Source organism: Pseudomonas sp. B21-010, from assembly GCF_024749325.1.
Lineage (GTDB): Bacteria > Pseudomonadota > Gammaproteobacteria > Pseudomonadales > Pseudomonadaceae > Aquipseudomonas > Aquipseudomonas kilonensis.
Genome location: NZ_CP087198.1, coordinates 3,495,338 through 3,510,513, shown reverse-complemented (window position 1 = coordinate 3,510,513; position 15,176 = coordinate 3,495,338). Strand labels below are relative to the sequence as shown.

At 60.7% G+C, this 15,176-nt stretch carries 13 protein-coding genes; 5 read left to right on the top strand and 8 right to left on the bottom strand.

What is annotated here, in order from left to right; genetic code table 11:
• Positions 1-314 precede the first annotated feature (314 nt).
• The 3 genes from LOY50_RS15300 to LOY50_RS15290 form a co-directional block, all read right to left on the bottom strand.
• Positions 315-503, bottom strand: coding sequence for a hypothetical protein (locus tag LOY50_RS15300; RefSeq protein WP_258688220.1), 189 nt, complete (start codon positions 501-503; stop codon positions 315-317).
• A gap of 288 nt (positions 504-791) precedes the next feature.
• Positions 792-1,985 carry an MFS transporter gene (locus LOY50_RS15295; protein ID WP_253475246.1) on the bottom strand — a complete coding sequence of 398 codons (1,194 nt, stop codon included), beginning with the start codon at positions 1,983-1,985 and terminating at the stop codon, positions 792-794.
• A 637-nt stretch (positions 1,986-2,622) separates the two neighbouring features.
• The gene (locus LOY50_RS15290; RefSeq protein WP_003181279.1) at positions 2,623-4,212 is read right to left on the bottom strand and encodes an ABC-F family ATPase; all 1,590 of its coding nucleotides are present in this window, start codon (positions 4,210-4,212) and stop codon (positions 2,623-2,625) included.
• Positions 4,213-4,615: 403 nt separating this feature from the next.
• Between LOY50_RS15290 and lpxO the strand changes: the two genes are divergently transcribed.
• Entirely contained in the window at positions 4,616-5,515 is a 900-nt protein-coding gene (gene lpxO, locus LOY50_RS15285; protein WP_253475243.1) for a lipid A hydroxylase LpxO, read from the top strand.
• Positions 5,516-5,689: 174 nt separating this feature from the next.
• On the opposite strand, the gene ligD is transcribed toward lpxO, so the two are convergent.
• Positions 5,690-7,657 carry a DNA ligase D gene (gene ligD / locus LOY50_RS15280; protein ID WP_253475225.1) on the bottom strand — a complete coding sequence of 656 codons (1,968 nt, stop codon included), beginning with the start codon at positions 7,655-7,657 and terminating at the stop codon, positions 5,690-5,692.
• Between the two features lie 32 nt (positions 7,658-7,689).
• Positions 7,690-8,580 carry a Ku protein gene (locus LOY50_RS15275; RefSeq protein ID WP_253475222.1) on the bottom strand — a complete coding sequence of 297 codons (891 nt, stop codon included), beginning with the start codon at positions 8,578-8,580 and terminating at the stop codon, positions 7,690-7,692.
• Positions 8,581-8,841: 261 nt separating this feature from the next.
• On the opposite strand from LOY50_RS15275, the gene LOY50_RS15270 reads away from it, so the two are divergent.
• From LOY50_RS15270 to ilvA, 3 genes are all read left to right on the top strand, one after another.
• The gene (locus LOY50_RS15270) at positions 8,842-9,183 is read left to right on the top strand and encodes a hypothetical protein (RefSeq protein ID WP_258688214.1); all 342 of its coding nucleotides are present in this window, start codon (positions 8,842-8,844) and stop codon (positions 9,181-9,183) included.
• 47 nt (positions 9,184-9,230) lie between these two features.
• Entirely contained in the window at positions 9,231-10,379 is a 1,149-nt protein-coding gene (locus tag LOY50_RS15265) for a PQQ-dependent sugar dehydrogenase (RefSeq protein WP_253475216.1), read from the top strand.
• Positions 10,380-10,705: 326 nt separating this feature from the next.
• Positions 10,706-11,713 carry a threonine ammonia-lyase, biosynthetic gene (ilvA, locus tag LOY50_RS15260; protein ID WP_258688213.1) on the top strand — a complete coding sequence of 336 codons (1,008 nt, stop codon included), beginning with the start codon at positions 10,706-10,708 and terminating at the stop codon, positions 11,711-11,713.
• A 186-nt stretch (positions 11,714-11,899) separates the two neighbouring features.
• Here the strand turns inward: ilvA and LOY50_RS15255 are convergent, their stop codons facing one another.
• A complete protein-coding gene (locus LOY50_RS15255; RefSeq protein WP_253475210.1) occupies positions 11,900-12,067 on the bottom strand; it encodes a hypothetical protein in 168 nt (55 codons plus the stop codon).
• A gap of 31 nt (positions 12,068-12,098) precedes the next feature.
• Here LOY50_RS15255 and LOY50_RS15250 point away from each other — a divergent pair, with 31 nt between their 5' ends.
• The gene (locus LOY50_RS15250) at positions 12,099-12,380 is read left to right on the top strand and encodes a DUF1652 domain-containing protein (protein ID WP_072346769.1); all 282 of its coding nucleotides are present in this window, start codon (positions 12,099-12,101) and stop codon (positions 12,378-12,380) included.
• A gap of 98 nt (positions 12,381-12,478) precedes the next feature.
• On the opposite strand, the gene LOY50_RS15245 is transcribed toward LOY50_RS15250, so the two are convergent.
• Positions 12,479-13,417 carry a carbohydrate kinase gene (locus LOY50_RS15245; RefSeq protein ID WP_253475207.1) on the bottom strand — a complete coding sequence of 313 codons (939 nt, stop codon included), beginning with the start codon at positions 13,415-13,417 and terminating at the stop codon, positions 12,479-12,481.
• Between the two features lie 12 nt (positions 13,418-13,429).
• Complete coding sequence (gene xylB, locus LOY50_RS15240) at positions 13,430-14,917, bottom strand: xylulokinase (RefSeq protein ID WP_258688209.1); 1,488 nt, start codon at positions 14,915-14,917, stop codon at positions 13,430-13,432.
• Between the last annotated feature and the right edge of the window lie 259 nt (positions 14,918-15,176).

Here is a 15,176-nt window from a genome sequence, read left to right as displayed (position 1 = left end):
ACCTTCGTTCAGCCAGCGTGGTTAACGGGGCGCCGAGATCAACGTCAACCGCGAGGCGGCCTAACAGCCGACCTGACTCTTGATGGAGACCACGTTTCTCCTGTGGGAGCGAGCCTGCTCGCGAAGGCGAAGTATCAGTTTGCGGCGATGTTGGATGTACCGGCCTCATCGCGAGCAAGCTCGCTCCCACAGGTGATCTTGGGTGTTTATGAGTCTTGTGTTCATCACAGGCCCCACAGGTTTTGCGGTGCACATGGATTTTGTATCTGATGAAGATCCAATGTGGGAGCGAGCTTGCTCGCGATGGCGGTGGCTCAGCTACATAGATGCTGGACGTGTCGCGCTCTTGCTTTGCTTTGCTTTGCTTTGCTTTGCTTTGCTTTGCTTTGCTTTGCTTTGCTTTGCTTTGCTTTGCTTTGCTTTGCTTTGCTTTGCTTTGCTTTGCTTTGCTTTGGATCTTGATCTGGACGCCCCGTTAAACCACGCTGGCCGAACGCAGGCATTGCGTAGTGGGCACCTCGGCATGGATGCCGAGGTAGCCGCGCAGGGCCATGGATGGCCCTTCGCGGCGGGCCCACGGAGCAATGCCGGAGTGAGGGCACACCGAGCCTAAGCGAGGTGCCGAGTGGTGGGGCAAAGCGCTTTTGGTTACTTTTGGCGCTTTTCCAAAAGTGACCCGCTGTAAGAGCGGAACCCTAAGCAGCCGTTACCGCAGCAACGGATATACACACCAGAGCAAGTAAATACCGAGCCTAATCAAAACAAAAAAACGGCAGTGAACAGTATTACGATCAATAAGGTGCGCTTACGGCTCGGCGACGCAGCAGCAGAGTCAGACCCAGCCCGGTAAGGGACAACAAGGCAGCACAGAAGAAGATCGACGAATAGCCCAGGTTCAACGCCACTGCCCCCATCAACGGACCGGCAATCGCCAGCGCCAGGTCAAAGAACACCGCATAGGCGCTCAAGCCGGCCCCCCGGCTGGTGTTAGGCACTTGCTTGATGGCCTCCACCCCCAGCGCCGGGTATACCAACGATAGCCCGAAACCGGCCAGCCCGGCACCGACCAGGGCGAACGCGGTGGACGGCGCCAGCCATAGCAATACCAGCCCGAGGGTTTCGATGCTCATGCAGGCAATGGCCGAGTTGAAGCCGCCGAAACGGGCGATGCTGGAAATGAACAGCAACCGCGCCAGGATGAAGCAGACACCGAAAACTGTCAGGCACCAGGCCGCCCCGGTCCAGCCGCGACTGATATAGAACAGCGTGATAAACGTGGTAAGCGTGCCGTAGCCGATCGACGCCAGGCTCAGGCCCGCCCCGAACGGCGCAATGCGCCCAAACACCGCCCAGAAAGGCAAGCGCTCGCCACGAATGACCGGCACCGACGGCTTGTTGCGAATGATCAACAGCGCCGCCCCGGCCAGCAGCGACAAAGCGAGGCCCAGGCTGGCGAACCCCAGTTCATCGACCATGACCACGCCCAGCGGGGCACCGATGGCGATGGCTCCGTACGAGGCGATGCCGTTCCAGGAAATCGAGCGGGCGGTGTGCTCCACACCCACCTGGCCCATGCACCAACTGATGGTGCCCACGCCAATCAGCCCTTGGGCCACGCCAAGCAGCAAGCGCCCAACAATCAGGATCAACAGGCTGGGCAGGGGGAAGCTTTGCAGCAAGGTCGAGAGCAGCGTCAGCACGCCGCTGAGCACAATTCCCGACAGCCCGTAGACGATTGCCCGCTTGGTGCCAACGCTGTCCGATAGCCGCCCGGCCATGGGGCGGCTGAGCAGGGTCGCCAGGTACTGTGAACCGATGGTCAACCCGGCCACCACCGCGCTGAAGCCCAGCTGTTCGTGGACATACCCGGGCAACACGGCAATCGGCAGGCCGATGCAAAGAAAGGCGATGAAGGTGTAGAAAACGATGGAGACGATCTGCAGGGTGATCGACAGGGAGCTGGAGGCAGGTGAGGGCGTGGGCATAGGGCTCGTTCGCGGGCAGCGGTAAGAGAGCCTCATCATGGCGCGAGGAGGGGATAAAAGAAAGCAGGCTAACTAAATGTGCTTGGGGACCCGGATGTGCAGTTTCAATTGAGGTTGTATGCACCGGCCCCTTCGCGAGCAAGCTCGCTCCCACAAGGGATTGGGTTCACCAGGGAGAAACAGGTCGGCTGTTAGGCCGCCTCGCGGTGGACGTTGATCTCGGCGCCCCATTAACCACGCTGGCCGAACGCAGGCATTGTGGAGTGGGCAACCCGGCATGGATGCCGGGTTAGCCGCGCTGGGCCATGGATGGCCCTTCGCGGCGGGCCCACGGAGCAATGCCGGAGTGAGGGCACACCGAGCCTGGGCGAGGTGCCGAGTGGTGGGGCATGAGCGCTTTGGTTACTTTCGACTGGGCCGGCTTCCGGGCTTTTCGAAAGTGACCCGCTGTAAGAGCGGAACAATAAGCCGCCGTTACCGCAGCAATGGATATGTACCCCGCCAACAAAATCCTGGTCGGCTGTCAGGCCGCCATCGCGAGCAAGCTCGCTCCCACAGGTCTTTACCCTTGGAATACAAAAAGCCCTGTCACAGTGGACAGGGCTTTGCTTTTGCAGCGAACAGCCAAGGGCTGTCCTTAGAACACCACACCCTGGCTACGCAGGTAGTCGTCATAGGTGCCGCTGAAGTCGACCACGCCGTCGGCGCTGAGCTCGATGATGCGGGTGGCCAGGGAGGAAACGAACTCACGGTCATGGCTGACGAAGATCAGCGTGCCCGGGTAGTTTTCCAGCGCCAGGTTCAACGCTTCGATCGATTCCATGTCCAAGTGGTTGGTCGGTTCGTCCATCACCAGCACGTTGGGTTTTTGCAGGATCAGCTTGCCGAACAGCATGCGGCCTTGCTCACCACCGGAAATGACCTTGACCGACTTGAGGATCTCGTCGTTGGAGAACAGCATGCGGCCCAAGGTGCCACGAACCAGTTGTTCGCCGCCCTGGGTCCACTGACCCATCCAGTCGAACAGGTTGACGTCGTCTTCGAAGTCGTGGGCATGGTCCTGGGCGTAGTAGCCCAGTTCCGCGGCGTCGGTCCATTTCACGGTACCGGCATCGGGTTCCAGTTCATTGACCAGGGTGCGCAGCAAGGTGGTCTTGCCGATACCGTTCGGGCCAATGATCGCCACGCGTTCACCGGCTTCGACGGTGAAGCTGAAGTCCTTGAACAGCGGTTTGCCGTCAAACCCTTTGGCCATGCGCTCGACAATGACCGCCTGGCGGTGCAGTTTCTTGGTCTGCTCGAAGCGAATGAACGGGCTGACGCGGCTCGATGGCTTGACCTCGGCCAGTTGGATCTTGTCGATCTGCTTGGCGCGAGAGGTGGCCTGCTTGGCTTTCGAGGCGTTGGCCGAGAAACGGCTGACGAACGATTGCAGTTCGGAAATCTGTGCTTTCTTCTTGGCGTTGTCCGACAGCAGTTGCTCGCGGGACTGGGTCGCCACGGTCATGTACTCGTCGTAGTTGCCCGGGAACAGGCGCAGCTCGCCATAGTCCAGGTCCGCCATGTGGGTGCAGACGCTGTTCAGGAAGTGACGGTCGTGGGAGATGATGATCATCAGGCTCGAACGCTGGGTCAGCACGTTTTCCAGCCAGCGGATGGTGTTGATATCCAGGTGGTTGGTCGGTTCGTCGAGCAGCAGCACTTCCGGGTCGGAGAACAGTGCCTGGGCCAGCAACACACGCAGCTTCCAGCCTGGCGACACTTCGCTCATCGGGCCGAAATGCTGTTCGATGCCAATCCCCAGGCCCAACAGCAGTTCACCGGCACGGGATTCGGCGGTGTAGCCGTCCATCTCGGCAAATTCGGTTTCCAGCTCGGCCACGGCCATGCCGTCTTCTTCGGTCATTTCCGGCAGCGAATAGATGCGATCGCGCTCGGCCTTGACCTTCCACAGCTCTTCGTGACCCATGATCACGGTATCGATCACGGTGAATTCTTCGTAGGCGAACTGGTCCTGGCGCAGTTTGCCCAGGCGCACGTTCGGCTCGAGCATGACCTGGCCGCCGGACGGCTCGAGGTCGCCGCCGAGGATTTTCATGAAGGTCGACTTGCCGCAACCGTTGGCGCCAATCAGACCGTAGCGGTTACCCGCGCCGAATTTGACAGAGACGTTTTCGAACAGTGGCTTGGCGCCGAACTGCATCGTGATGTTAGCTGTAGAGATCAAAGGTTTATCCTGCGGAACATTCAGAGTAGCTAAGGGTGCGGCAGTACCTGTTCAGTACCTGTTTGCGCACGTCCCGACCGCGCAAAGGCGTCGCGGTCGCAAGCGCAAGGGTCCATCCGGCATAAGAGGACAGCAGCATACGGAGCGCCTGCCCCGGTAGACGTGCACCGAAGCCGCGTTTGCGATATCGGCCAAAGGGGGCGCGTAATAGTGGCGGCGATTGTACTGGTCTGGCCGCATAAACGATAGGGTATTGCCCGGGCAAGACAGTTTTTCACAGTTGGAGGATAACTTTCGGTTACAAACTGTGGCTAGAATGCCATCTCACCCTATGCCATCTCCCTTGCCGCTTGGCTGGCCCGGGTAAACAATCCAGTTCACCCCAGAATTGTGACGGTTTTTCGTGAAACTCATTATTGTCGCGCTCTACATCTTTTCCATTGGCTACGTTCACCTGCGCGGTCGCGTGCGGCATAAGTTCGGACGTCAGCTGAGCGATCATTCGTCGTTTCTCGCGCCGATCAATTGCCTGCTTTACCTGTGCTCGAAACTGCCCAACAGACCGTTCCTGAGCCCGGCGCAGTTTCCGGACCTGAGCCCGTTGCAGGCCCACTGGCAAGAGATCCGGGCCGAAGGCCAGAACCTGCTGCACGCAGGGCAGATCAAGCGTTCCGATCAATACGACGATGTGGGCTTCAACTCGTTCTTCAAGACCGGTTGGAAGCGTTTCTACCTGAAGTGGTACGGCGACAGCCATCCTTCGGCCATGAAGCTGTGCCCCCGCACCACCGAACTGGTACAGAGCATCGGCTCGATCAAGGCGGCGATGTTCGCCGAGTTGCCGCCGGGCTCGAAGCTGGTCCGGCACCGCGACCCATATGCCGGGTCCTATCGGTATCACTTGGGCCTGGAAACGCCCAACGATGCTGGTTGCTACATCAATGTCGATGGCGAGCCCTATCATTGGCGCGATGGCGAGGCAGTGATATTCGACGAAACGTTCATTCATTACGCCCAGAACACCACCGACCATAATCGCATCATCCTGTTCTGCGACGTGGAGCGGCCGATGAAGTTTCGCTGGGCTAGCGCGTTCAACCGCTGGTTCAGCCGCACCGTGATGGCGGCGGCCGGTGCGCCCAACGACGCGGGCGACAGGACGGGCGCCTTGAACCGGGCGTTCTCCAGGCTCTACAAGATACGGTTGCAGGGCAAGGCCCTGAAAAAACGTAACCGTGCGCTGTATTACCTGCAGAAATGGGCGTTCTTTGGCGGCCTGCTGGTGATCTTTATCTGGATGTAGGAGCTGGCGAAGCCTGCGATCTTTTGATCTTTTGATCTTTTGATCTTTTGATCTTTTGATCTTTTGATCTTTTGATCTTTTGATCTTTCGCTCTGGACTCAATGGGTTGTGGAAAGATCGCAGCCTCGTTGCACTCGACAGCTCCTACGCTCCTACGCTCCTACGCTCCTACATTCAGTCGGTGGGCTTTTGCGCATCCAGCTGTTCCCACATCCTGGCGGTGATCCGCTGACGGTGGTTGTAGCCTTCCCAAGGATCGGCGCCCAAGCCCTTGGCCCGTTCCAGGGCGGTATGGATGTCCCATTGCTGGGCGTTGCGCAGGGTCTGCAATTCGGCCCGGGCGATTGGCACCGAGACCGGCAGGCCTGGCCTGGCGCGCACTGAGTAGGCGGCCACCGTGCTGGCGCCGCGGGCGTTGCGCAGGTAGTCGACGAATATTTTCCCGACGCGGTTCTTCGGTCCCATGGTGGCCGTGATGCGCTCTGGCATTTGTCGGGTCAGGAACTGCGAGATGGCCTTGGCGAACGCCTTGGTGGTGTCCCAGCCTTCACTTCTCGCCAATGGCACGATCACGTGCATGCCTTTGCCGCCGCTGGTCTTGAGAAAAGCCTGCAAACCCAACGCGTCGAGCACCGCCAAGGTCATGTGGGTCGCCTCGATCATGGCGCGCCAGGGCAGCGACGGGTCCGGATCCAGGTCCAGGACAAACAGGTCGGGTGTCTCGATCCGGTCGTGGGTCGCGGTCCAGGTGTGCAGTTCCACCGTGCCCATCTGCGCCGCGCTGACCAGGGCGTGGATGTCACTGATCTCCATCAGCGCTGCATGGCCCGGGTCCAGTCGCGGATCCAGCTGTTTGATATGGGGAATGTCCAGGCGATCGGCGTGTTTTTGGAAGAACTGCTCTTCGCCGATACCGTCCGGTGCCCGCAGCAGCGCGACCGGCCGCTGCTTGAGGTGCGGCAGGATCCACGGGGCGATGTCCAGGTAATACTGCGCCAGCTCGGCCTTTTGCACACCGCTGACACTGTCGATGACCCGATCGGGGTGGGTGATCGTCACACCGTCGACTTTGGCCGCGCGGGCTTTGCTGCGACGCTTGGGTTCTGGTGTCGTGGGCTTTATCGGCAGGGGTTGCTCGCGAACCACCTTGTTGGCCGGCATAGTGCTCGACAAGTCCAGGAAAATAGCCTGGCGCATCTGGTTGTCGCGGGTCCATTCAGTGAACTCGATCTCGCAGGTCAGGTCAGGCTCGACCCATTGCACGCCGCGTCCCTGGACACCGTTGAGTGGTAACGCCAGTGGCGAAGTCTCGCGCTGCTGCGCACACAGTTGCGCATGTAATTGTTTGATTTGCGTCTGGCTGAATCCCGTGCCGACCCGACCGGCGTACACCAGCCCCGACGGCCCGTTGACCGCCAGCAACAGCGCGCCGAAACCGCTGCGCCTGCCTTGGGGGCGGGTGAACCCGACGATGACGAAGGCTTGGCGCAACCGGCACTTGAGTTTTACCCAATCGGCGCTTCGCTGGGACATATATGGGCTGCCCAGGCGCTTGCCGACCACGCTGTCCAGTGAGAGCGCGATAGCGCTTTCGAACATGTCGTGCTGGCTGGCCGAAAACGACTCGGAAAAGCGCAGGCGCTTGCTGGCGTTGTTGCCAAGGGCGTTTTTCAGGGCCGCACGGCGTTCCTCCACCGGCGCCTGGCGCAGGTCGACACCATTGAGGAACGGCGCATCGAACAGGAAATACACCATGTCGACGGTGCGGCCGATGTCGAAGGCCTGGCGCAGGGCCGCGAAATCGGAGTGGCCGGTCTCATCGAGCAGGACCAGTTCGCCGTCGAGCCAACTGTCCCCCAGGTTCAACCCGGCCAGGGCGTCGGCATGCAGCTTCAGCCGCTCGGTCCAGTCCTGGTGATTGCGATTGAACAAGCGGACTTCGCCATGTTCGATGCGGGTCAGCAGCCGATATCCGTGGAATTGGACTTCATAGCGCCATTCGCCGGTGGGCGGTTCTTCCACCGGCGTGGCCAATTGCGGCGACAGGCGCTCGGGCAGGCGGTTTTGAGGCGCCTTTCGGGCTGTGGTGGCGTCCGACTTGGCGTTGGGCAAACGAGCAGATTCACTCTCGGCATTGGCCATGACAGATTCCCTTGTATTGCGCACGCCAGGGTTTACCCCCGGGAGGCCTTGGTGGCTTTTTTGGCAGGAGCGGATTTGCCGGCTTTCGCGGGTTTTGCAGGGGCCTTCCTGGCGGATTTGTCGCTGACCTTGCCCTTGCTGCCCAGGCTGCGCTTGAGCAACTCGGTAAGGTCGATGACATCGGCGGTCTTGCGTTGTTCTTCGCCCGGGTCGGTCTCCACCGCTTCGAGGCGGCCTTCATTGGCCTTTTTCTCTACCAGTTCCATGATTTTGTCTTCGAAACTGTCCCGGTACTCTTGCGGTTCCCAGTCGGCGCTCATGTCTTCCACGAGACGCTTGGCCATTTCCAGCTCGCCCTTGGCCAGGGTTGGGTTCGTCACCTCGTCGCCCAGCTCCAGCACGTCAAGGTCGCGCACCTCCGCGGGCCAGCGCAGCATCACCAGTACCAGCGCCGATTCCAGGGGCATGAGCGCCGCCAGGTGCTGGCGGGTATGCAGCACGACATGGGCCAGGGCGACCTTGTGGGTCTTGACCAGGGTTTCGCGCAGCAGGGCATAGACTTTGCCACCGCGTTTGTCGGGGGCGAGAAAGTAGGGCGTGTCGATGTTCTGCAAGGGGATCTTCTCGCTGTCGACAAAGGCAAAGATATCGATGGTCTGGGTGGACTTGGGGTGGGCGGAACGGATTTCTTCCTCGCTGAGCAGTACGTACTGGCCTTTCTGGTACTGGACGCCCTTGACGATGTCGTCCTTGGTCACTTCCTTGCCCGTGGCCTTGTTGACCCGTTTGTAGCCCACCGGGTCCATGCTGCGTTTGTCCAGCCAGTCAAAATCCACGCCCTGGGACGAGGTGGCCGACACCAGCGCGACAGGAATGTGGACCAGTCCGAAACTGATTGCGCCTTTCCAGATTGCCCGTGCCATGGTGGTGTTGTCCTTGCCGGTGGATGTCTTTCTGGTGACCTTTGCGCCTTGGGAAAAGTTTCCATTGTGGGAGCGAGCTTGCTCGCGATGGCGACGGTACAGGCGCTATTGATGCAAGCTGACCCACCGCTATCGCGAGCAAGTTCGCTCCCACAAGGGGCGGAGACTCTTGGTTACATCTTCACCGGGATATTTCGCTTAACAAGGGCGAACCTGCGGCGTAGCGTGCTTTCGATATGCCTGAACTCAAGAGGTGTCCGAATGAACAGGCTGATAGTTGCCATCATGACGCTATTGCTGACCGCCGCCGCCCAAGCCGCCACGCCGGGCACAGGCCCCGTGGTCCTGGCCCAGAATCTGCCGGGCAACAACAATCCCTATAACAGCCCGACACGGCGGGCCAATCCCAACAGCATGCAGGGCACCCGGCCCAACGTGCCGACGATTCATGACAACCCGACGGTGCCGGTACCGCGCCCACCGACCCTGGAAAACGGCGGCATCGGCAATGGTTATCCCCGGTCCGGCCAGCCATCGGGTTCGCCGCGCCCCACCATCGAGTCTCCTACGCCGCCCAGGAACGGCCAAAATGGCAGCCGCTAGGTTCTGGAGACCGTCGCTCTCTTTTCACACCACAGAAGGAATTGTGCATGTTGCGTAAAACACTCCTGGCCGCCTGTTGCGCCAGCGCTGTCCTGACCTTTGCCACGCTGGCTGCTGCCGCGCCGACCCAATCATTCAAGAGCGAGGAGGGCACCCTGGAGGTGATCACCCTGGTCAAGGGGCTGGAGCACCCTTGGTCTGTCGCATTCTTGCCTGGCCAGCAGGGCATGCTGGTGACGGAGCGACCGGGCAACCTGCGCGTGGTCAGCCCCGACGGTCAATTGTCCACACCCTTGAGTGGCGTGCCACAAGTGTGGGCCAAGGGCCAGGGCGGTCTGCTGGACGTGGTGCTGTCGCCCGACTTCAAGCAGGACCGCACCGTCTACCTGTCTTATGCCGAGGCGGGCGCAGACGGCAAGGCCGGCACCGCCGTGGGGCGCGGGCAATTGTCCGAAGACCTCAAGAGCCTGAAGAATTTCGACGTGATCTTCCGTCAGCAGCCCAAGTTGTCCACGGGCAACCACTTTGGCTCGCGCCTGGTCTTCGACCGCGACGGTTATCTGTTCATTACCTTGGGGGAAAACAACGAGCGGCCCACCGCCCAGGACCTGGACAAGCTGCAAGGCAAGGTCGTGCGCATCTACCCCGACGGCAAAGTGCCCGACGACAACCCCTTCGTCGGCCAGAAAAACGTCCGTCCCGAGATATGGTCCTACGGCATGCGCAACCCCCAGGGGGCGGCCCTCAACCCTTGGAATGGCACGTTGTGGGAGAACGAACACGGGCCCAAGGGCGGTGATGAGATGAACATCATCGAGCGCGGCAAGAACTACGGCTGGCCATTGGCGACCCATGGCATCAACTACTCCGGCGCTCCGATTCCCGAAGCCCAGGGCAAGACTGTCGAGGGCACCGTTGGCCCGCACCACGTCTGGCAGGTGTCACCGGGGCTCAGCGGCATGGCGTTCTACGACCATGATCGTTTCAAGGCCTGGCAGCGCAACGTGTTCATCGGGGCGCTGGTGCCCGGGGAACTGATCCGCCTGCAATTGCAGGGAGACAAGGTCGTCCACGAGGAGCGTTTGCTGGGTGAGCTCAAGGCGCGAGTCCGGGATGTTCGCCAGGGGCCGGACGGTTACCTGTATGTGCTGACGGATGAGGACGACGGGGCGTTGTACAAAGTCGGACTCAAATGACGCAACGCCATGTAGGTGCCATGTAGGAATGTAGGAGCTGTGTAGGAGCTGTCGAGTGCAACGAGGCTGCGATCTTTCCCCAGAAATTGAATCTCAAGCGAAAGATCAAAAGATCGCAGGCTTCGCCAGCTCCTACTATTTGCAATTGACTTGCCGCCAACACACCGCTAATTTCCAGGCATGAACTCAACCGTACTGCGCAGCCAGCCAAGCATTATTACCGCCATTCCTTATTTGGCGGGTTAGCTGACGGCTGCACCCAACCCGCCCTGGAGGCGGGTTTTTTCTTTCTGTCTCCTGGGCTCCGCCCGAACCAGGAGATCGCCATGACCGTTACCCGCACCGAGCAAGCCCTGCTCGAGCACTATGTTAAGAAGATTCTCGCCGCGCCGGTCTATGAGCTGGCCGTGCGTACGCCGCTGCAAGCGGCTCCCGCATTGTCCGAGGCCTTGGGTAACCGGATCCTGCTCAAGCGCGAAGACCTGCAACCGACCTTTTCCTTCAAGATCCGCGGTGCCTACAACAAACTCGTGCAACTGACCCCGGAGCAGCGCGCCCGTGGCGTCATCACCGCGTCCGCCGGCAATCATGCCCAGGGTGTTGCGCTGGCGGCACGGGAATTGGGGATTTCGGCCAGCATCGTCATGCCTGTGACCACTGTGCAATTGAAGGTGCTGGGCGTGCGTAACCGAGGCGCCGAAGCGATTCTGCACGGGGAAAGCTTTCCGTTTGCCCTGGCGCACGCGCTGGACCTGGCCGAGCAGACCGGACGGGAGTTCGTCTCGCCCTTCGATGATCCGGACGTGATCGCCGGGCAGGGCACCGTCGCCATGGAAATCCTGCGCCAGCACCCCGGCCAGCTGGATGCGATTTTTGTCCCGGTCGGTGGCGGTGGGCTGATCGCCGGGATCGCGGCCTACGTCAAGTACCTGCGTCCGGAGGTACGCATCATCGGCGTCGAGTCGCAGCACTCGGCCTGTCTCCAGGCGGCGCTGGCCGCCGGTGAGCGAGTAACCTTGCCAGAGGTGGGAAGCTTCGCCGATGGCGTGGCCGTGGCGCAGATCGGCGCCCATGGCCTCGATATCTGCCGTTTCTGTGTCGATGAGGTGATGACCGTGAGCAACGATCAACTGTGCGCCGCGATCAAGGACATCTATGACGATACCCGCTCCATCACCGAACCGTCGGGCGCACTGGCGGTGGCAGGCATCAAGCAGTACGTGGCAGACACGGGGGCGCGAGGCCAGACGCTGGTGGCGATCGATTCCGGTGCCAATATCAACTTCGACAGTTTGCGCCACGTGGCCGAGCGTGCGGCGGTGGGCGCGTTTTGAGTTTTTTACGCTACGTCACACTTTTTTTGAAGCAGGCGACGGATGCCCACTTGCGTCTTCGTATTAGGGGCTACTCTAGGTTGCGAACAGGATAAAAGCGATTGCAGTTTGCATGGAAAAAGTAGCGTTTCCTTGCATTTTGCACGAGCTCTGCGGCGCGGGACGAAGCTAAGCGCTTGATTCAGATCAATCGGCAAGGTCTTCAATGCAGGCATACTTCTTGCGGGATGATTCCAGAGTTCGCCCGGCGAACTCGTTGACTGAAAACGCTAAAAAGAACGAACGAACGGCACGGTATTCGTAGTCCCAGTCCGCAGGGAAGAAAACGGACGAAAATACCGCCGGCGTGAACATAAGTTGGCCGCCTCAACAGGAGAGAGTCGCCATGTTTCTATCTGCCCTCGAAATGCGAAACATCATTGAAAGCAGCTTGTTGCCCAAGCGCTCGCAGTGCACCTTGTCACCTGAGCTCAAGATGACGGTCAAGATTTACGACGATCACGCAACCGATCGCGTGGCGTTGGTCAAAACCGACATCGATGCCAATAAGCTCACCGGTTGCCGGGCCATCAACGACCTGATCGCCGAGCTGCGTACCGAGCTCGACCACAACCCTGCCGCTGGCAATCACTTTCATCAGCAACACCAGCGGATGACTGGCCGCTGATAACGGCCTTGTCCTTGTAAGGCTGACGCTCGGGTCCGGTCATGTCCGAACCCGGCGTCCAGTTTTTTAGCTGCGATTTTTTAGCAGCGATGCGCTATTCAGTTCAATTGTTGCCTATATGGCAGATCTGGCCCGGTTTTGCCACAAGTCAGGGCGGCGGCGCGAATGGCGAATTCAAGCATTGCGCTGATCTGTTCCCGGGTCAGGGTATGCAACCCCTCGACCGAATCCAATTGTTGTTCAGTCAACCACGCAATCAGCGCGGCCTGGAAGGTGTCGCCTGCACCCACGGTGTCGGCGATCTTCACCGGACAGGACGGGAGTGACCATGAGCCATATTGGCGACTGAAGACCGTAGCGCCCTGGCCGCCACGGGTCAGGAAGACCAATTGGCAGCGGTTCCCCAGCCAACCTTCAATGATCGCTTCGGGCGCCTTTGCGGGGTAGAGCAGGTCCAGGTCTTCGTCACTGACCTTGATCAGGTCGGCATATTGCACCAGCGTCGCAATCCGCGAGCGCCACAGCTCGATATCCGGCTGCGGGTTGAGTCGCACATTCGGGTCGAGGCTGATCAGGCGGCGGCCGCTTTCGCGTTGCATCAGGGCCAGGAGCGTGTCGGCGATGGGCTGGACCACCAGCGAGAACGAGCCGAAATGCAAGCCGCGCACCTCGGGGCCCAGGTCCGGTAGATGTGCCAGGCTCAGTTGTCGGTCCGCACAGCCTTCGCCGCGAAAACTGTAGTGGGGCGAACCATTGGCGCCTACGGCAACCATCGCCAGGGTGGTCGGTGCGTCGAAGTCCACCAGGTATTGGGCGCTGACACCTTCATTGAGCAGCACCTGCTGCAAGCGTCGGCCCAAGTAGTCGGTGGACAACCCGGTAAACAGCGCCGACTCAACACCCAGGCGACGCAGCCCCACGGCCACGTTGAACGGTGAACCACCGGCAATGGCCTTGTACTTCACTTGTGAGGCCGGGCCATCCGCCTCGGTCTCACTGAAAAAATCAAACAGCGCTTCACCACACACCAAATACATAGTTTCCCGCTCTCAAAGGGTTGCGACGTGTTGTCGATAACGTTCATAAGCATGTTGCGACGCCGCGACATGCGCGGCGATTGGCCGGGTTTCGCTGGTCGGGTCGAGCTTGACGCAGCGCTCGCACAGCTCGGCCAAATCCGTCTGTGACCCCGAGTGACACCATGCTGCCTGAATCGCCGCGCCCAAGGCAGCGGCTTCGCTCTGTTCGGTGCAAATGACCGTGGTGTCCATGGTGTCGGCGACGATCTGCCGCCACTCCGCGCTCTTCGAACCACCGCCGATCAGGCGAATGCTCTGGGCCTGGAGTCCGTTGGCTCGTAGCAAGTCCAGGCCATAGCGCAAACCGAAGGTCGTGCCTTCGACCACGGCGCGACACAGGTTGGCCCTGGTCAGGTTGGTGGTGGTCAGGCCCAGCAGGCTGCCGGTAGCATGGGGCAGGGCGGGAACACGCTCGCCGTTGAGGAACGGCAGCATGCACACGCCCTCGGCGCCAATCGGAGCCTGGACCACCAGGGCGTTGAACGTGTCGATGTCCAACGCCAGTAATTCGCGAATCGCCCCGGTGGCGTTGGTCAGGTTCATGGTGCAGATCAGCGGCAGCCAGCCACCGCTGGAGGAGCAGAACGTCGCCACGGACGGCTGCGGACTGACCGCAGGTTCGGCGGCATAGGCGTAGACCGTACCGGAGGACCCGAGGCTCATGGTGATCACACCGGGCTGGATGTTCCCGGTGCCGATGGCGCCCATCATATTGTCGCCGCCACCACTTGCCACCAGCGCCTCGGGGTTGATGCCCAGGTGCGCAGCAATGGCCGGCAGGATGCGTCCGACCGGCTGATGGGCCTCGATCAGTTCTGGCAGCGCCGCTTGCAAGCGTGCGCTGGGGTCGATGTGTTGTAACAGTTGCACGTCCCATTGGCGGGTGCGTACGTTGAAATAGCCGGTTCCCGAGGCGTCGCCGTATTCGCTGCAATGGCGGCCGGTGAGCCAGTAGTTGAGGAAGTCGTGGGGCAGCAGGACGCTGGCGATGCGTTCGAAAACCTGGGGATGCTGCTCCCGCGTCCAGAGCAGTTTGGAAACCGTGTAGCCCGGCGCGATCACCACACCGAGGCGTTCGAGGCTGCCGTCTTCACCGCCCAGGTGCGCCAGGAGCCGATCGTTTTCCGGCGTTGTTTCGGTGTCGCACCACAGTTTGGCCGGGCGCAGCACCTGGCCTTGGTCATCGAGCAACACCAGGCCGTGTTGCTGGCCGGAGACGCCGATGCCGAGGATCGCCTGGCCATCGACCCCAGCGTCTGCCAAGGCTTGGTGAGTCGCCTGGGTGAATGCATCGAGCCATTGCTGGGTGTCTTGTTCACGGCGACCGTTGGGGCCGCTGATCATGGCGTGCGCTGCGGCACCCTGGCCCAGGACCTGGCCACTGGTCGCGTCCAGGATCAGCGCCTTGGTGCCTTGGGTGCCGCAGTCGATGCCCAGGAACAGTTGTTGGTTTGCCATGGAAATCCTTGGTCGTCAGATCAATAGCAGCAGGTAATAGCCGCTCGGTCAGAAAACACACAGCCCGTGGCGAGGGAGCTTGCTCCCGCTGGGCTCTGTAGGAGCTGGCGAAGCCTGCGATCTTTTGATCTTTCGCTTGAGATTCAAGTGTCAGGGGAAAGATCGCAGCCTCGTTGCACTCGACAGCTCCTACACAGCTCTTACGGACGCAACCCAGCGGGAGCAAGCTCCCACGCCACAAGAGCAGATCGCGTCGAGC